Origin of the sequence: Luteimonas sp. 100069 (assembly GCF_003813845.1) — a bacterium.
In the GTDB taxonomy this organism is placed as follows: domain Bacteria; phylum Pseudomonadota; class Gammaproteobacteria; order Xanthomonadales; family Xanthomonadaceae; genus Luteimonas; species Luteimonas chenhongjianii.
Window position 1 is genome coordinate 227,962 of the sequence record NZ_RPFN01000002.1, and the last position, 18,057, is coordinate 246,018.

General features: G+C 68.3%; 14 protein-coding genes and 1 pseudogene. 5 read left to right on the forward strand and 10 right to left on the reverse strand.

Translation table 11 applies throughout. The features are described 5' to 3' along the window. Positions 1–96 precede the first annotated feature (96 nt). Together pstS (EGK76_RS07535) and pstS (EGK76_RS07540) are read right to left on the reverse strand one after the other, a co-directional pair. The gene (pstS, locus tag EGK76_RS07535; RefSeq protein WP_123832191.1) at positions 97–1,161 is read right to left on the reverse strand and encodes a phosphate ABC transporter substrate-binding protein PstS; all 1,065 of its coding nucleotides are present in this window, start codon (positions 1,159–1,161) and stop codon (positions 97–99) included. A 359-nt stretch (positions 1,162–1,520) separates the two neighbouring features. Further along, complete coding sequence (gene pstS / locus EGK76_RS07540; RefSeq protein ID WP_123832192.1) at positions 1,521–2,555, reverse strand: phosphate ABC transporter substrate-binding protein PstS; 1,035 nt, start codon at positions 2,553–2,555, stop codon at positions 1,521–1,523. A gap of 285 nt (positions 2,556–2,840) precedes the next feature. On the opposite strand from pstS (EGK76_RS07540), the gene EGK76_RS07545 reads away from it, so the two are divergent. Beyond that, positions 2,841–4,145, forward strand: coding sequence for a porin (locus EGK76_RS07545; RefSeq protein WP_157745305.1), 1,305 nt, complete (start codon positions 2,841–2,843; stop codon positions 4,143–4,145). Between the two features lie 283 nt (positions 4,146–4,428). Further along, positions 4,429–5,997, forward strand: coding sequence for a M20/M25/M40 family metallo-hydrolase (locus tag EGK76_RS07550; RefSeq protein WP_233580222.1), 1,569 nt, complete (start codon positions 4,429–4,431; stop codon positions 5,995–5,997). Between the two features lie 122 nt (positions 5,998–6,119). Here the strand turns inward: EGK76_RS07550 and EGK76_RS07555 are convergent, their stop codons facing one another. The 5 genes from EGK76_RS07555 to EGK76_RS07575 form a co-directional block, all read right to left on the reverse strand. Continuing rightward, a complete protein-coding gene (locus EGK76_RS07555) occupies positions 6,120–7,829 on the reverse strand; it encodes a catalase (RefSeq protein ID WP_123832194.1) in 1,710 nt (569 codons plus the stop codon). A gap of 39 nt (positions 7,830–7,868) precedes the next feature. After that, a complete protein-coding gene (locus EGK76_RS07560) occupies positions 7,869–8,432 on the reverse strand; it encodes an ankyrin repeat domain-containing protein (RefSeq protein WP_123832195.1) in 564 nt (187 codons plus the stop codon). A 329-nt stretch (positions 8,433–8,761) separates the two neighbouring features. Continuing rightward, positions 8,762–9,460 (reverse strand): endonuclease III, encoded by a 699-nt coding sequence (gene nth, locus EGK76_RS07565; protein ID WP_123832196.1) that lies wholly within the window; start codon positions 9,458–9,460, stop codon positions 8,762–8,764. Next, positions 9,457–9,867 carry a hypothetical protein gene (locus tag EGK76_RS07570; protein ID WP_123832197.1) on the reverse strand — a complete coding sequence of 137 codons (411 nt, stop codon included), beginning with the start codon at positions 9,865–9,867 and terminating at the stop codon, positions 9,457–9,459. Before EGK76_RS07570 ends, nth begins: the two co-directional genes overlap by 4 nt. A 16-nt stretch (positions 9,868–9,883) precedes the next feature. Further along, the gene (locus EGK76_RS07575) at positions 9,884–10,666 is read right to left on the reverse strand and encodes an enoyl-CoA hydratase-related protein (protein ID WP_123832198.1); all 783 of its coding nucleotides are present in this window, start codon (positions 10,664–10,666) and stop codon (positions 9,884–9,886) included. A 180-nt stretch (positions 10,667–10,846) separates the two neighbouring features. Between EGK76_RS07575 and EGK76_RS07580 the strand changes: the two genes are divergently transcribed. The 3 genes and pseudogenes from EGK76_RS07580 (at position 10,847) to EGK76_RS07590 (ending at position 13,297) form a co-directional block, all read left to right on the forward strand. Further along, on the forward strand, positions 10,847–11,539 hold the full coding sequence (locus EGK76_RS07580; protein WP_158613462.1) for an FKBP-type peptidyl-prolyl cis-trans isomerase N-terminal domain-containing protein: 693 nt from the start codon (positions 10,847–10,849) through the stop codon (positions 11,537–11,539). Between the two features lie 83 nt (positions 11,540–11,622). Beyond that, positions 11,623–12,431, forward strand: a pseudogene (locus tag EGK76_RS07585) (DUF1289 domain-containing protein). Continuing rightward, positions 12,428–13,297 (forward strand): sulfurtransferase, encoded by an 870-nt coding sequence (locus tag EGK76_RS07590; RefSeq protein ID WP_123832200.1) that lies wholly within the window; start codon positions 12,428–12,430, stop codon positions 13,295–13,297. The pseudogene EGK76_RS07585 and the gene EGK76_RS07590 overlap by 4 nt, the downstream one beginning before the upstream one ends. A gap of 159 nt (positions 13,298–13,456) precedes the next feature. Here EGK76_RS07590 and EGK76_RS07595 read toward each other — a convergent pair whose 3' ends face one another. The 3 genes from EGK76_RS07595 to uvrA form a co-directional block, all read right to left on the reverse strand. Then, on the reverse strand, positions 13,457–14,215 hold the full coding sequence (locus EGK76_RS07595; protein WP_123832201.1) for an enoyl-CoA hydratase/isomerase family protein: 759 nt from the start codon (positions 14,213–14,215) through the stop codon (positions 13,457–13,459). 79 nt (positions 14,216–14,294) lie between these two features. Beyond that, entirely contained in the window at positions 14,295–14,705 is a 411-nt protein-coding gene (locus EGK76_RS07600; RefSeq protein WP_096297597.1) for a thioesterase family protein, read from the reverse strand. After that, positions 14,702–17,743, reverse strand: coding sequence for an excinuclease ABC subunit UvrA (gene uvrA, locus EGK76_RS07605; protein ID WP_123832202.1), 3,042 nt, complete (start codon positions 17,741–17,743; stop codon positions 14,702–14,704). The genes EGK76_RS07600 and uvrA overlap by 4 nt, the downstream gene beginning before the upstream one ends. Between the last annotated feature and the right edge of the window lie 314 nt (positions 17,744–18,057).

Genomic DNA, 18,057 nt, shown 5'->3' on the forward strand with positions numbered 1-18,057 from the left:
GATCTTCCGGCGAGTCGATGCTGGCTCCGGATGGGGCCAGGCATCACCGGGCCGGTCTTGCGACCGCGCCCGCTTCCGCGGACGCGGTCTTCAATCTCACTGGAACTCTGCAGCCCAGTAGGCCTCGATCTGCTGCACCAGCTCCGGCGGCAGCGGCACGTAATGCAGCTCGCTCGCCTGGGCCTGGCCCGATTCGAAGGCCCACTTGAAGAAGTCTCGCGCGGCCCGGCTGCGCGCTGCGTCCTTGGGCTGCTTGGGCATCAGCATGAAATTCGTCGCGGTGATCGGCCACGCATCAGCGCCCGGGGCATTGGTGATGACCAGGCTGAAGTCCTGCGCACTGGCCCAGTCGGCGGTCACGGCGGCCGCGGCGAAGCTTTCCTCGCTCGGCTGTACCCAGTTGCCAGCCGCGTTCTGCAGCGACGCATAGGGCATGCCGTTCTGCAGGGCATAGGCCAGCTCGACGTAACCGATCGACCCCTTGATCTGCTGCACGTACGAGGCGACGCCTTCATTGCCCTTGCCGCCCACGCCCGAGGGCCACTGCACCGAGGTGCCTTCGCCGACCCGCGACTTCCAGTCCGGGCTGACCTTGGACAGGTAATTGGAGAAGTTGAACGTGGTGCCCGAGCCATCGGAGCGGTGAACGAGGCTGATCTTGCCAGCGGGCAGGTTCAACCCCGGGTTGAGCGCAGTGATCGCCGGGTCGTTCCAGCTGGCTACCTTGCCGAGGAAGATGTCGGCCAGCAGCGCGCCGGTCAGCTTCAGCTGGCCCGGCTGCAGGCCCTCGACATTGAGCACCGGCACCACGCCGCCGATGGCGGAGGGGAACTGGCCAAGGCCCGCGGCCTGCAGCTCGGCGCTGTCGAGCGGCTTGTCGGACGAACCGAAATCGACAGTGCCGGCCTTGATCTGGGCGATGCCGCCGCCCGAGCCGATCGACTGGTAGTTGATCCTGTTGCCGGTGGCGGCGTTGTAGTCGGCCGACCACTTCGACACCAGCGGATAGATGAAGGATGCCCCCGCGCCCGAGACCTCCGCGATCGCGCGGTCCCCGGCCGGCTGCGCGGCACCGGGCGCGTCGGCGCCGGGACCACCACAGGCGGCGAGAAAGAGGAGCGAGGACAGCGCAAGCGCGCCGATCCGGATCGTCTGGGACATGCGTGACTCCATCTGATGGTGGCAACGCGCGGCGTCGCCTCGATCCGGGTATGGAATGATGTTTCTGTTACAGCCGTATGACGCGCGAACATCTGGCGGCGATGGCGGGCGACTCCTGCGAGCGCCGCCGCATGCCAGCCTGAACGACGCGCTCGTCCGGGCGCCGCGAATGCAAGGATGCGCGCGCCAGGCATCGGTGCCCGGTGAAGAGGCGTGGGGTGCAGGCGCACCCGGTGGCGATGCCGCCACTGGATCGCCGGATCGCGCGTCCCGCCCAGCGGGCGGCTCGCTCGGAACAAAGAAACGGGCCCGAAGGCCCGCTGGAAGGAGGGGAGGAAGATCTGATCTGTCGACGTGAATCAATAGCGCGCGTTGTCCGCCCAGTAGCGCTCGATCTGCTGCACCAGCGCAGCCGGCAGCGGTACGTAGCCGAGCTGGCGGGCCTGCGGGCCGCCATTGGCGTAGACCCAGCGGAAGAACTCCTGCGCGTTCCTGGCGCCTGCGCGGTTGCGCGGCTGGCGGTGCATGAGGATGAAGTTGGTCGCGGTGATCGGCCAGGAGTTCTCGCCGGGCGCGTTGGTCATGACCAGGAAGAAGTCGCGGCTGGCGCCCCAGTTGGCACTTGCCGCGGCAGCCGAGAAGGTTTCCTCGCTCGGGTTGACGAAGTTGCCGGCGGCGTTCTGCAGGCGCGAGTAGGCCATGCGGTTCTGCAGCGCGTAGGACAGCTCGACATAACCGATACCGCCCTTGATCTGCCTCACATAGGCGGCGACGCCCTCGTTGCCCTTGCCGCCGATGCCCACCGGCCACTGCACGGTGGTGCCTTCGCCGACGCCGTTCTTCCAGTCCGGACTGACCTTGGACAGGTAGTTGACGAAGTTGAAGGTGGTGCCGGAGCCGTCCGAACGATGGACGACGGTGATGCGCGCGTCGGGCAGGGCGATGCCAGCGTTGAGCGCCACGATTGCCGGATCGTTCCAGCGGGTGATCCTGCCCAGGAAGATGTTGGCCAGGGTGGCGCCGTCGAGCTTCATCGCGCCGGCCGCCACGCCTTCGACGTTGACGATCGGCACCACGCCGCCGATCACCGACGGAAACTGCACCAGGCCCGACTTGGCCAGGTCTTCCGGCGGCAGCGGCGCGTCGGACGAGCCGAAGTCCACGGTGCCGGCCTTGATCTGGGCGATGCCGCCGCCCGAGCCGATCGACTGGTAGTTGACCTGCTTGCCGGTGGCGGTGCGGTAATCGGCCGACCAGCGGGTCATCGCCGGGTAGACGAACGAAGCGCCAGCGCCGGTGACGTCGCTGGCCATGGCGGGCGCGGCGAACGTGGCCGCCAGCAATGTGGTCGCCAGCGCGGCGGCGGCGACACGGTTCTTGAGCAATGCGTGCATGGAAACCCCTGGAGTGGTGGACGGCCTGTGGCGCCGTGCGGCGTATTTGACGGCCGGCCCATGACAATTCCGCGTCAGCCCGGTGACGTGGGCATGACCTGGCATGCGCGCAGGGCGCGCGCGGCGATACCGTCATCCGACTGTCATGCCGATGCCATCGGGCTGTCAGCAAATCTACGCAACCTGCGCACCGTCGCTAACGCGTGCTCGACCGCAGCCCGATCCAGGCCGGCGCGGCGCGCGTGCACAGGCGCACCCACATCTCACTCCTTACGGGAATCCACCATGCGTCATTCCATCCTGGCCGCGTCCGTTGCTCTTGCCGTCGCGTCCGTGTCGTTCTCCGCCGCTGCACAGAGCCAGGGCCGCGATGCCGAGGTCGCCGCCCTGCGCGCGCAGCTGGCCGAGATGCAGGCCAAGCTCGATGCGCTGGAACTCCGCTCCGACGCCCAGTCCGACATCAACATCGGCACGCAGGAAAGCCTGGACAGGATGGCCACCACGATGCCGGTGGTCGACACCAAGGGCGGCCTGAAGGTCACCTCGGCCGACAAGAAGTTCGAGTTCTCCGCCGGTGGCCGCATCCATTTCGATGCCTACGCCTTCGATCGCGACGAAGCCGCGTCCACCGGCACCACCGAGTTCCGCCGCGCGCGCATCACCCTGGGCGGCAAGGCCTACGGCTGGGAGTACAAGTTCGAGCAGGACTTCGGCGCCGGCAGCGGCCTGGACGGCTTCCGCGACGTCTACATCGCCAGGTCGGCGCTGGGCGGCAAGTTCACCATCGGCCACTTCAAGCCGTACCGCTCGATGGAAGAGCTGACCAGCTCCAACGAGATCCTGATGATGGAGCGCCCGTTCGCCTCGGCGACCGGCCTGTTCAACGGCCGCCAGTTCCAGCAGGGCGTCGGTTACATGCGCGCCGACGGCAACCACACGGCGGGCGTGTCGGTGTTCAATCTGCGCAGCGCGTCGGGCACCCGCAACGAAGGCGTCGGCGCGGCTGGCCGTGTGACCTTTGCGCCGATCAATACCGAGGAAAGCACGCTGCACTTCGGCGGCTGGGCCAGCCAGGAGAACGCGAACCAGGGCTCGGCGGATCTCGCGGCCAGCGTGAGTTATGCCGGCCGTCGCGGGCCGTCCCAGGTCATCGCCACGACCACCGGCGCCAGCCGTGACACCGTCACCGCCGTGGGTGTCGAAGCCGCCGGCTCGTTCGGTCCGCTGTTCTTCCAGGCCGAGTACGCCAACGCCACCTTCGGTCGTCCGCTCGGCGCCGACCAGGACGTGGCCACGTGGTACGTGCAGGGCAGCTGGCTGCTCAACGGTGGCCACAAGCCCTACAAGCCGACGAGCGGCATCTTCGGGTCGCCCAAGGTCACCGACAAGGGGCTGTGGGAGCTGACCGCGCGCTACGACACGATCGAGAACAAGGACATCCGCAACATGGACGTCAGCAGCTGGATCGTCGGCATGAACTACTACGTCAATCCGAGTCTGCGCTTCATGTTCAATTACACCAACGGCGACGACAGCTTCACCGGCGACAAGACCGGCCAGTACGCACTGCGCACGCAGTTCTCGTTCTGATCGACGCCCAGCGCGCGACCGAAGGCCCGCGGCGCAAGCCGCGGGCCTTTCGCGTCCCAGGGGTTGCCTGCATCGCGCGCGCGGCGCGCGCAAGCCCGACTTTCGACCCGGGGCGGCACGTGGCGCTGCAGGTAGCATGTACGGCCGCGCCGGCTGAGACGGCGCGTCAACAGGACCCGCGACCGTGCGGGTCCCTCGTTCCGCAGTCCCGGGGAGTTATGTGAGCAAGCCGCAATCCAATCGAGTCCGCCTGTTGCAGGCGGCGTGGGCGACCGCCGCCCTGTTGCCATGCCTGGCCTTCGCCCAGGTGGCCGAACCGGTCGACCTCGATGTCGTCGCCAAGATCCGTCATGAAGCCTTCCAGCGCTCCCAGGTGGCCGCCAATCTCAAGGAGCTCACCGAGACCATCGGCCCGCGCCTGACCAATTCGCCGGCCTACGAGCGCTCGAGCGAGTGGGCGCGCGGCAAGCTCAGCGGGTATGGCCTGAGCAACGTCCACGATGAGGTCTACGACCCGGCCTTCGGCCGCGGCTGGGAATTCCGTGCCTCGCGCGTGGAGTTGATCGCGCCGCGCGAACTGCCGATCCATGCGCTGCCCAAGGCGTGGACGCCCGGCACCAACGGCCCGGTTGAAGGCGAGCTGGTGCGTGCCTCGTTCAAGACCATCGAAGACATGGAGGCGCAGCGCGGCAAGCTGGGCGGCAAGATCGTGCTGCTCGACGAGGCGCGCGCCTACAAGCCGTCCGACAGGCCCGATTTCCGCCGCCACAGCGAGGAATCCCTCGGCGAGCTGCAGACCTTCCCGATGCCGCAGGAGGCCGAGCCGGGCGCGCAGGACAAGCGCCTCGACGAGTACCGCAAGCGCCAGGCGCTGGTGCGTGCGCTCAACACCTTCTTCGCCGAGGAAGGCGTGCTGGCGACGTTGTCGATCAGCTCCTGGGACAACGGCATCGTCCGCGTGATGGGCGGCGGCGGCCGCAAGGCGGGCGATCCAGAGGGCGTGCCCGATCTGGTCGTGGCCGCCGAGCACTACAACCAGCTGGTGCGGGCTGTCGACACCAAACAGGCTCCGCGCCTGCGCGTGGATGTCGATGCACGTTTCACCAGCGATGCCGACCTGCCGGCGACCAATACCTTCGCCGAGCTGCGCGGCAGTTCGAAGGCCAACGAGACGGTGATCATCGGCGCGCATCTCGACTCCTGGCACACCGGCACCGGCGCGGCCGACAACGGCGCGGGCGTGGTGGTGATGATGGAGGCGATGCGCATCCTCAAGGCGATCGACGCGCGCCCGAAGCGCACGATCCGCATCGCGCTGTGGGGCGGCGAGGAGCAGGGCCTGCACGGCTCGGCAGGCTACGTCTCCAGGCATCTGGCCGACTGGCCCGCGCCGACCGATCCGGAGCAGCAGGCATTGCCGCGTGCATTCCAGAGCGGCACTGGCCCGCTGCAGCGTCGGGCCGGGTTCGACCGGTTCTCGACCTACTTCAACTTCGACAACGGCACCGGCCGGATCCGCGGCATCTATGCGCAGGAAAATCACGCGGCAGTCCCGGTGTTCCGCGCCTGGCTGGCACCGTTCGCCGATCTAGGCGCCACGGTCGTGACCACGCGCAACACCGGCAGCACCGACCACATCTCGTTCGACCGGGTCGGCCTTCCGGGCTTCCAGTTCGTGCAGGATCCGGCGGACTATTTCAGCAACGTGCACCACACGCATCTCGACACCTACGACCACGTGGTGCCGGACGACCTCAAGCAGGCGGCGGCGATCATCGCCTCGTTCGCCTACCACGCCGCAATGCGCGACGAACGTCTGCCGCGCAAGCCGTTCACCGATCGCGAGGAATGATCCGCTGCGACACGCCGGCGATCGCCGGCGTGTCGCAGGCGCGGATGCGGCGGTGCGGCCTCACCGGGCCTCCCGAGGCCGGATCCGGGCGCCGCGCAGACGCAACCGGTCGCGGACAGCCGTTATGGCGATGGCGTCGCCGATTCCGCGGCAGCCGAGCGCAGTCCGCCCTGCAGGACCTGCTCGGCCGTCGCCCTGCGGTTCTCGACCGAACTCGTCCACTGGCCCCAGGCGCCAGGGTCGATCGCATCGTCGTTGTTGCCGAGCCGCTTCAGCCGTTGCTGGTCCTCGTCGGTCAGCACCTGTCCCTTGAGCGGTTCGAGGTGGCGCACGTCGCCTACGGCCATGCCGAGCTTCTCCGCCACACCCTGGCCGTAGCGGTCGTGCACGAGGAAGAAGTGCCACAGCATGCGTTCCTGCACGTCGCGCTCGCAGGCCGACAGCATGGTGGCCATGGTGTCGATCAGGTCCTCGCGCTCCCAGTCCATCATGGTGTTGAAGCGGCCGCGTGCCTGCACGTAGTCGTTGCGCCGCTCCAGCACGCTGCGGGTGAGCGGGCCGGTGATCACCGGCGAATTGTTCGGGCCCATGGCCGGCGCTTCCTGCAGGCCGTTGTGGATGGAGGGCTCGAAGTTGATGTGCGGGTTCTGTCCGGGCGCGAGGTCGACCGCGTAGGCCATCTGCCCGCCGCGCATGTTGGTCTGCACGCGCTGCACCCCCTTGGGCTGGTTCACAGGCAGCTGCAGATAGTTGGTGCCGACCCGGTAGCGCTGTGTATCGGAGTAGGAGAACGTGCGGCCGACCAGCATCTTGTCGTCGGAAAAGTCCAGCCCGTCCACCAGCACGCCGGTGCCCATCGCGATCTGCTCGCTTTCGTTGTGCTGGTCCTGGACATTGCGATTGAGCGTCATCACGCCCACGTGGCGCAGCGGGAAGTCGTGCTCCGGCCAGATCTTGGTGTCGTCGAGCGGGTCCCAGTCGAGTTCGGGATGGTCGTGGTCCTCCATGATCTGCACGTACATGTCCCACTGCGGGTAATCCCCGCGTTCGATGGACTCGTACAGGTCCTTGGAGTGCGAGCCGAGGTCCTGCCCCTGCACCTTGGCGGCTTCCTCGGCGGTCAGGCTGGCCACCCCGCAGCGTGGATGGAAGTGGTACTTCACCAGCGCCGTGTTGCCTTCGGCGTTGACCATCTTGTAGGTGTTCACGCCGAACCCTTCCATGTGCCGGTAGCTGGCGGGAATGCCGCGTGGGCTGAAGAGGTGGGTGAGCATGTGCATCGACTCCGGCGTCTGGCTCATGAAGTCGAAGATGCGGTTGGGCTCCTGGCGGAAAGTGACCGGGTCGGGCTTGAGCGAATGGATGACGTCGGGGAACTTGATCGCGTCGCGGATGAAGAACACCGCGAGGTTGTTGCCGACCAGGTCCCAGTTGCCGTCCTCGGTGTAGAACTTCACCGCGAAGCCACGCGGGTCGCGTGCCACTTCAGAGGAGTCGCGGCCGCCGATCACGGTGGAGAAGCGGATCGCCAGCGGCGTTTTCTTGCCGGCCTGGGAGAAGATCTTCGCGCGGGTGTATTGCGCTGCGGGCTCGTCGCCGATCTTGCCGGTGGCCTCGAACTCGCCGTAGCAGACGAAGCCCCGCGCATGGACCACGCGCTCGGGAATGCGCTCGCGATCGAAGTGGCTGATCTTCTCGAGGAAGTTGTAGTTCTCCAGTGTGGCGGGGCCGCGGCTGCCGACGGTGCGCTGGGACTGGTTGTTGCAGATCGCATGGCCCTGGCGATTGGTCAGGGAACGATCCCCACCGTTCTCCTTGTGGGTGTCTTTCATTGCTGCATCCTCGCGGTTCGGCTGGTTCGATAGGATCGGTCATCCGGTGCGGGGTTGGGGCGCATCGGGGATTGATTTTTTCGATGGCTGTGATAGGCGCTCGACCGCGTGTTCCGCGCCCATGGCCCGGGCGAGATCCAGCGCGGTGGCGCCGTCGGCGCCCGAGTGCTCCGGACTGGCGCCATGCGCAAGCAACAGGTCGATCATCCCGACGCGATCGAACATCGCGGCCAGCATCAGCGCCGTGCGCCCGCCCTCGGGGTGGTCATCGACCGGTGCACCGCCTTCCAGCAGGGCCCGCAGGACATCGACGTCGCCCTTGAACGCGGCGGCGCCAAGCGGCGTTTGCGCGCGATCGTTGGCGAGTGTTGGATCGGCCCCGTGTCGCAGCAGTACGCGCACCGCATCGGCGTGACCGTGGTAGGCGGCCAGCATCAACAGGCTGTCGCCCTTGCTGTCTCTGAGGTTGGGGACCAGTCCCATCCCGAGCAGGTGGGACAGGCGCGCGACGTCTCCGGCGCGCACGAGCTGGAACAGTTCGAGGGCGAGGGCGTGGGTCTGGTCGTCCAGCTCGGGCGGTCCGACAGACGCATGCGTGGACATGGGATTTCCCGGGTACTGCGCGTGCGGGTGTGATCCCGACCATAGGCGCCAGAGCGTTAAGCGCAATTGACGGAAAACCTGCGTGGGGGGCCGGCGGCAGGACGGAACGCCTGGCCTGGACTCCGTCAGAGGATGTGCGCCGCGGCGCTGGGGACGCTGGATCTCACGTCGGCGGCAGGCCGCTTCGTCGCGGCTTGCACTGATGCGGCCCGCCGTTCCCGGCGACCGTCACCCGGAGGTCCTGCATGTCGCTCCGGAAACCCGGGCGGCGTGGCAGGGCGTGAAGGGCATGAGGCCGAGCGTCCGCGCGCGGATTCATGCCCGAGACGTCACCCGGGTTCGAGCCCGCCGGGTGTCTTGTCCTTGAAGCGGCACAGGTCGCGCACCACGCAGGCCGGACAGTCCGGCTTTCTCGCCTTGCAGGTGTAGCGGCCGTGCAGGATCAGCCAGTGATGCGCGCCGAGCAGGAACTCGTCGGGCACCACGCGCATCAGACGGTCCTCGACCGCGCGAACGTCCTTGCCCGGTGCGAGTCCGGTGCGGTTGGCCACCCGGAAGATGTGCGTGTCGACCGCGATCGCCGGCTCGCCGAACACCGTGTTGAGCACGACGTTGGCGGTCTTGCGGCCGACGCCCGGCAATGCCTCGAGTGCAGTGCGGTCGCGGGGGACTTCTCCGCCGTGCTGCTCGACCAGGATGCGGCAGGCGGCGATGACGTTCCTGGCCTTGGCATTGAACAGACCGATGGTGGCGATGTGGCGCCTGAGCGCGTCCTCGCCGAGCTCGAGGATGGCCTGCGGTGTGTTGGCGACCGGATAGAGCCGGCGCGTGGCCTTGTTGACCCCGACATCGGTGGCCTGCGCGGACAGGATCACCGCGACCAGCAACTCGAAGGGCGTGGTGTATTCGAGTTCGGTGGTCGGTTCGGGGTCGAGTTCGCGCAGCCGGGCGAAGAACTCGTGGATCTCGGCGCGCGTCAGCGTCGGCCCGCGGCGTCTCGGCGGAGCCGTGGCAAGGGGCGTGGTCATGACGTGGCACCGCCGGCGCGCGCCTTGGCACGGGCCAGCAATGCCGCGGCCTTCGGCGGCAGCGCGGGGTGGGTGGGCGCCGCGTCCGCCGTTGCCGGTGTGGCGGCGGTCGCTGCCGGTCCGGGCCGAGGCGCGCGACGCGAGGCGTCGCGCACTTCCGCGCGCCGCGCGAGCCGCGCATTGCGGGCCTCGAAGCGAGCCCGCGCTGCCCAGGCGGTGCTCAGGCGGGCGCGTGTCGCCAGCAGCAAGTCGCGCGCGTCACTTTCGAGTGCCCGGGCGCACGCGTCCGGCCAGTCGTCCATCAGACCGGCATCGATCGCGGCATCGATGTCGTCCGCGCGCAGTCGTTCGACCAGGCGTTCGAGCGCGTCGAGGGATGGTGTGCGGGAGGTCGGGGGGCGCGTCATGATGGGCCAGCGCGGCTCAGCGGTTCTTGAACTCGGGTTTGCGCCGCTCGAGGAATGCGCGCGTGCCCTCGCGCATGTCCTCGGTGGCGAACATCAGCCCGAACTGCGCGGCTTCGAAGGCGAGGCCTTCGCCGATCGAGCACTCGCCGCCGCTGTTGACGCAGTCGAGCACGCCGCGCAGCGCCAGTGGCGCGGCGTTGGCCAACTGCTCCGCCAGCGCCATCGTCTGCGCCTGCAGCTCGGCTGCAGGTGCGATGCGATTCACGATGCCCAGTTCGCGGGCGCGCGCGGCGTCGATCGGCGCGCCGGTCAGGCACAGCTCGAGTGTCGCCGCGCGGCCCGCCAGACGCAGCAGGCGCTGGGTGCCGCCGAAGCCGGGAATCAGGCCCAGGTTCACTTCCGGCTGGCCGAGCCTGGCGGTGTCGGCGGCGAGGCGCAGGTGGCAACACATCGCCAGCTCCAGTCCGCCGCCCAGGGCGAATCCGTTGATCATCGCGATCACCGGCTTGGGCAGGGTTTCGACGCGGCGCATCATCGCCTGGCCGCGCAGCGCGAAATCGCGCCCCTCGACCGGGCGCAACTCGGCCATCTCGGAGATATCCGCGCCGGCGACGAATGCCTTCGGACCTGCGCCGGTCAGGACGATCACGCGGACCGCGTCAGTGGCGGCGGCATCGTCGAAGGCCAGGTGCAAGGCATCGAGCGTGGCCGAGTTCAATGCGTTCAGCTTCTCGGGACGATCGACGGTAATGACGCGCACGGCACCGTGATCTTCGACGCGCAACGGGGATTTGGACATGGGACTCCAGGCGCAAGAGCGGCGCCCCTTGGAACTTGTGCGGGCCGCCGCGGTCTAGATGAGGTCGTCAGTGGCGGTTAAGCCCTGCGACCGCTATCCTAACGCGTCCAGATGGGGCGGTTCGACCGCCCCTTTGCGCGACAGGCGATATCGAAATCTGACCTAGCGGAGATCCATGGAATGAAGTTGCGTTTTATTTCGGTCGCTATCGCGGCCATCACGTTCAGCGGCGCGGCGTTTGCGCAGCAGGCGGCAGCCCCGGCAGCCAGCGCGACCGACCGGACCACGCTGAGCTACGCGCTGGGTTTCGATCTGGGTAATCGTCTGGCGGAGACCGGTGAGTCGGTGGATGTCAACACGATCATCAAGGGTCTCCAGGACGGCCATGGTCGCAAGACGCCGACCTACACGCCCGAGCAGATGGGCGCGGCCTACAACGCGTTCCAGCAGCGCATGCAGCAGAAGATCGTCGCCGAGCGTCGCGCGGCCCTGACCCAGAACGAGGGCCAGGCCACCACGTTCCTCAACGAATACAAGGCGCGCGAAGGCGTGATCTCGCTGCCGAGCGGCGTGATGTACCGCGTTGTCGAAGCCGGCGCCGGCGCCAAGCCGAACGCGAACAGCACCGTCGAGATCGCCTACCAGGCACTCGTGGTGCCGGTGGGCATCCCGCTGACCCAGGAAGACCGCACGCCGGCCTTCAAGGTCTCCGAAGCGCAGATCGCCGGCCTTCGCGAAGTGCTGCCGCTGATGCCGTTGAACGCGGTGTTCGAAGTGGTGTTTCCGCCGGGCAAGTTCGTCAGCGGCGAAGGCACCCAGGAAATCGCCAGGCAGCCGGTCGGCGTGATGGTGAAGCTGCTCAGCGTCCGCTGATCCCCGCACCCGTCAAGCAGATCCCGACGCCGACGTGCCCCGCACGTCGGCGTCGTTGTATCCGTGCCCGTAGAATCGATCCCATGGACGAACGCCACCGCGCCCTGCTCACGCCCTGTACCGGTGTCTGCACCCTCGACGAGCACGGCAGTTGCCACGGTTGCCTGCGCACCCTCGCCGAGATCGGCGGCTGGTCGCAGATGAGCGATCGCGAGCGCGCGCATCTCATGGATGTGGTGTTGCCGGCGCGCGAGGCGGCGCGCGCGTGAGATTCGACCTCGATCCCGCCGGGCTTGCGCGCGCGCTGCATCCGCTCGACGCGCCGCCTGCGCTGCGTGGCTGGAATCTCGGCGAGCTTGAAGGCCTGCTCGAACCGGCGGCGGTGCTGCGCGAAGCGGCGGTGCTGGTCGGCCTGGTGCCGCGCGCGGGCGGCGTGCAGGCCGTGCTCACCCGGCGCACCGACACGTTGCGCCATCACGCGGGGCAGGTGAGCTTTCCCGGCGGCCGGTTGGAGCCCGGGGACGCAGGGCCGTTGCAGGCGGCCCTGCGCGAAGCCGGTGAAGAGGTCGGGCTGCGCGCTTCGCAGGCGAGTCCGCTGGGCTATCTCGATCCGCTGGTGACGATCACCGGCTTCCGGGTCACGCCGGTGGTGGCCATGCTCGACCCGCAGTTCGTGCCGCTGGCCGATCCGGGCGAAGTCGCGGAGATCTTCGAGGCGCCGCTGGACTTCCTGCTGGCGCCGGACAACCTGCGCCACGTCGACATCGAATTCCTCGGGCGCACGCGCCACGTGCTCGAGTACCAGAGGCTGGCGACCTCGCCCGCCCACCGCATCTGGGGCGCGACCGCGTCGATCCTGCTCAACCTGCGCGACCGGCTGGCACGCGCATGACCCGGCCCTGGAGGACGCTGGTCGATCCGGCTGCGCTGATGGCCGCGCTGCCCGACGCGACCCTGCGCATCGTCGACTGCCGGTTCACGCTCGCCATTGCCGGCGCCGCCGACGAGGCGGGCGAGGCCGCATGGCGCGCAGCGCATATCCCGGGCGCGACCTACGCGCATCTGGAGCGGGATCTGTCCGGCGCCAAGGGCGGCGGGCGCGGGCGGCACCCCTGGCCCGGTGCCGATGCCTTTGCCGAAACGCTGTCGCGACTGGGCATCGCGCCGGGCATGCAGGTGGTCGCCTACGACGATAGCGACGGCGCGTTTGCTGCACGGTTGTGGTGGCTGCTGCAAAGCGCCGGTCACCGCGAGGCCGCCGTGCTCGACGGTGGCTGGGCGGCGTGGCAGGCGGCGGGGCTGCCGGTCGCGCCGTCGCCGCGGGAGGTGGCGCCCGCGCCGCATCCGCCACGCGCTTTTGACGAGACCCGCCTGCTGCGGGATGCCGATGCGGTGCGCCGCCACCTCGATGCGGGCGGTCTGCTGATCGATGCGCGCGCACCCGCGCGTTTCCGGGGCGAGGTCGAACCGCTGGATCCGCGCGCAGGCCATGTGCCCGGCGCATGCAACCGCCCCTACACCGCGAACATGGAGGCGGGCCGTTTCAAGCCTGCCGCTGCGCTCGCGGCGGAATTCGAGGTCCTGCTTGCCGGTCGCGCGCCGGCGGAAGTGGCGGTGATGTGCGGCTCCGGCGTGACCGCCTGCCATCATCTGCTGGCGCTCGCGCACGCCGGACTGGAAGGCGCGAAACTCTACGCGCCATCGTGGAGTGGTTGGGTGGATGATCCGACCGCGGAAGTGGCGACCGGGAGCGACTGAGCAGGGGGAATCCTGGCGAGCCGTCACCTGCGCGCGCCGGCCCCGGTGTGCTCGCAGCCCGCGCTGCAGCTGTGGGCCGCCACGGCATCTTTCGCCTGGGCCGCGCAGCAGCCGCCAGTGCGAATCGGCGCCAGCCGGCGCCGCGGTGCGTCGAGGCGACTACCGCCCCAGTCGCGACACCAGCGCCCGCAGGCCGGCCTGGGTATCGGGGGCCGTCCATGAATCGACGAAACGGTCGAGCTGGATGTGCTGCTCCGACATCGCCTCGATCAGGTCCGCGCGGGCAATCGCGCGGGTTTCCAGCATCGGCGCGCGCGGCAGTGCGAGCAGGGACGCCAGCCAGTCGCGGGCGCGGAGCGGTACATCCTCGATGTCGGCCAGCTCGTCCACCAGTCCCAGCCGCAGGGCTTCGCCGGATTCGACGGTCAGGCCGCCGACCAGCAGGCGTTCGGCCTGGCGCGCGCCGATCGTGCGGCGCATCACCCGCTGGATGCCGTCCGGGGCGATGAGCCCGACCTGGGTTTCGTTGAGGCCGATCCGGTAGGGGCCCGACGCCATGACGCGGTAATCGCAGCACAGTGCCAGCACACAACCGCCGGCCGGCGCATGCCCGCCGATCGCGGCCGCCACGGGCACAGGCGCTGCGGCGAGCGCGCGCGCCACGGACAGGAAAGCGCCCCAGGCCTCGCGCAGCGATGCGGTGTCGGGGAGCGACAGCAGGTAGGGCACGTCGAGTCCACCCGAGAACAGCCTGGGCCCACCGGCGAGCACGATGCCGTGCACGCCATCGGCGATGGCGGTGTCCATCGCCTCGTGCAGCGCGGTGCACAGGGCGAGGTCCAGGGCATTGGCCGGAGGGCGCGCGAGCTTGAGTTCGCGGATCGGGCCGTGGTCCTGGATTTCGATCAGCTGGGGCATCGCCTGGGCTCCTTCGGTGGGCGTGGCATGTTAGCCCGCGTCTGGACCCCGCACGCAGGCGCGCGATGCGCCGCTCGCATCAGGACGCGGCAAGCGCCCGTGCGCGCACCGACTCGGGCAGCGCGGTCGGGCGTCCCGTCGCGCGGTCGATCCACACCATCACCACGTGACCGTCGGCAAAGAGCGTTGCGCCATCGTCGGAGACGATGCGGTGCCCGATCGTGACGCTGCTGGTACCGATCCGGTCTGCCAGCAGTTCGACGACGATCTTCGACGGGTAGGGGATCGGCACCTTGTAGTTCATCTGCACGGCCGCCAGCAGCGGCGCCGTCTGGTCGGTGACCCAGGGCTCGCCGGCGGTGTCGAACCAGCGGATGCGCGCCTCCTCGAGGTAGGTCATGAAATTGGAATTGTTGACGTGATTGAACGCGTCCAGGTCGCGCCAGCGCAGCTCGATCGGCATCCGGATCAACACTTTCGAATCGCTCATTCCTTCTGTCCTTTCACCGTTGCCGGCTTCTTCTTCGGTGCGGCCTTCGTCAGTTCCGCGCGCGCCTTCGCATCGGCCTCGGCCGCCTTGGTCGATGCGCCCTTGCGCGGCAATGGCTTGGGAAAATGGGTGACGGACTTGCGGGCGAGCTTGCGCTCGGCCTTGGGCGCCGCCGGCTCCGGCAGCCTGGTCTCGAGCAGACGCGCAAGAAACCGGCCCGTATGCGACTGCGGCATCGCCGCCACCTGCTCGGGGGTGCCCTCGGCGATGATCATCCCGCCGCGGTGGCCGCCCTCGGGTCCGAGATCGATGACCCAGTCGGCGGTCTTGATCACGTCGAGATTGTGTTCGATCACCACCACGGTATTGCCGTCGTCGCGCAGCTTGTGCAGCACGGCGAGCAGGTGCTCGATGTCGTGGAAATGCAGGCCGGTCGTCGGCTCGTCGAGGATGTAGAGCGTGCGCCCGGTGTCCCGGCGCGAGAGTTCCTTCGACAGCTTGACGCGCTGCGCCTCGCCGCCCGACAGCGTCGTCGCGCTCTGGCCGAGCTTGATGTAGCTCAGGCCCACATCGACCAGGGTTTCGAGCTTGCGCGCGATCGGCGGCAGGTTCTCGAACAGGCTCAACGCATCCTCGATCGTCATTTCCAGCACGTCGTGGATGCTGTGACCCTTGTAGAGGATCTCCAGCGTCTCGCGGTTGTAGCGCTTGCCGTGGCAGACATCGCAAGGCACGTAGACGTCGGGCAGGAAGTGCATCTCCACCTTCAACAGCCCATCGCCCTGGCAGGCCTCGCAGCGTCCGCCGCGCACGTTGAAACTGAAACGTCCCGCCGCATAGCCGCGTGCGCGCGCTTCCGGGACCTGCGCGAACAGTTCGCGCAGCGGCGTGAACAGCCCGGTGTAGGTGGCCGGATTGGAGCGTGGGGTGCGGCCGATCGGCGACTGGTCGATATCGACCACCTTGTCGAAGAGATCCAGACCTTCGATCTCGCGATACGGCGCCGGCTTGTGCGAGGCGCCGTTGATCTCGTTGGCGGCCAGCGAATGCAGGGTGTCGTTGATCAGCGTCGACTTGCCGGAGCCTGACACGCCGGTGACGGCAGTGAACAGGCCGGACGGGATCGTCAGGTCGACGTTCTTGAGGTTGTGGCCGGAAGCGCCCAGCAGCCGGAGCTGCATTTTCGGGTTGGGCTTGTGCCGCTTGGTCGGAATCTCGATGCGCCGGCGCCCGCTGAGGTACTGGCCGGTCAGCGAACGCGGCGCCTTGAGCAAGTCCTCGTACGTACCCTGCGCCACCACTTCACCGCCATGCACGCCGGCGCCGGGGCCGATGTCCACGATATGGTCGGCCAGGCGGATCGCGTCCTCGTCGTGCTCGACGACGATGACCGTGTTGCCGAGGTCGCGCAGGCGGGTCAGCGTGCCGAGCAGGCGCTCGTTGTCGCGCTGGTGCAGGCCGATCGACGGCTCGTCGAGCACGTACATCACCCCGACGAGGCCGGCCCCGATCTGCGAGGCCAGGCGGATGCGTTGCGCCTCTCCACCCGAGAGCGTGTCGGCCTTGCGCTCCAGCGTCAGGTAGTCGAGGCCCACGTCGACGAGGAAGGTCAGCCGCTCGCCGATCTCCTTGACGATCTTGGCGGCGATCTCGCCGCGCCAGCCTGGCAGTTCGAGTGACTTGAAGAAGGTGAGCGCCTCGTCGATCGGCAGCACGACCAGCGACTGCATCGGCCGGTCGGCGACGAACACGTTGCGCGCCGAGCGGTTCAGCCGCGCGCCTTCGCATTCGGGACAGGGACGCTCACTGATGTACTTGCCGAGCTCCTCGCGCACCGCCGACGATTCGGTCTCGCGGTAGCGCCGCTCGAGATTCGGCACGATGCCTTCGAAACGGTGCTTGCGCTGGGTGCGCGCGCCCGAATCGGTGATGTAGGTGAACGTGATGGTCTCGCTGCCGCTGCCCGACAGCACCGCGTCACGCGCGCTTTGCGGCAGCTCCTGCCACGGCGTGTCCACGTCGAAGCCGTAGTGCTTGGCCAGCGACTGCAGCAGCTGGAAGTAGTAGGCGTTGCGGCGGTCCCAGCCACGCACGGCGCCGGCCGCGAGCGACAGTTCGGGATGCACGACCACGCGGTCTGGATCGAAGAATTCGCTCACGCCCAGGCCGTCGCAGGTCTGGCAGGCGCCGATCGGCGAATTGAACGAGAACAGCCGCGGCTCCAGCTCCGGCAATGCGTAGTCGCAGACCGGGCAGCTGTACTTCGACGAGAACAGCTGCGGGGGCGCCGAGGCGTCGTCGATCGACTGCACCGACACCATGCCCTCGCCGAGCTTGAGCGCGGTTTCGAAGGATTCGGCCAGGCGCTGCTTCATGCCGGCCCCTTCTTCGGTGGACGGATCGCGCACCTTGAACCGGTCGATTACCGCTTCGATCGTGTGCTTCTGGCGCAGCGCCAGCGTGGGCAGCGCATCGATCTCGTAGAGCGCGCCATCGACGCGTACGCGCACGTAGCCCTGCGCGCGCAGCTGCTCGAACACCTGCGCATGTTCGCCCTTGCGCTCGCGCACCACCGGCGCCAGCAGCATCCAGCGCGTATCGCCGTCGAGGGTGAGCACGTGGTCGACCATCTGGCTGACCGTCTGCGCCTCCAGCGGATAACCATGGTCGGGACAGCGCGGGCTGCCGACGCGGGCATAGAGCAGGCGCAGGTAGTCGTAGATCTCGGTGATCGTGCCGACCGTCGAGCGCGGATTGTGCGAGGTCGACTTCTGCTCGATCGAGATCGCCGGCGACAGGCCTTCGATGTGGTCGAGGTCCGGCTTCTCCATCACGCTGAGGAACTGCCGCGCGTACGAGGACAGCGACTCGACGTAGCGGCGCTGGCCCTCGGCGTAGATCGTGTCGAACGCCAGCGATGATTTGCCCGAACCCGACAGGCCGGTGATGACGATCAGCTGGTCGCGCGGCAGGTCGAGATCGATGTTCTTGAGGTTGTGGGTACGGGCACCGCGAATGCGGATGGTGTCCATCGCCATCGACGTCAGATCCAGGTTGTGGAGCGGGGGAGGAAGTGGCCTGCGCGCGTCACAGGGAAGCCGAGGCGTCGCGCCAACGAGCGATCGGTCAGACTACCGAGCCGGTGATTTGGGGGCAAATCGCGGGAACGCCAGTTTCGCGCGTCGGCGTCTCAGCCTCTGAGAACGGGCGGGCAGGGTGCACGGGCGGGCATGAATGCCGCGTGGCCCCGGCCGCGCGAGGTGCCGCCCCAGCGTCGCCGATGCCCCCCCGGGCCCGGATTGTGAGGCGATTTGACCCTAATGCACTGAATCCCCTACAATTCCGCTCCTGT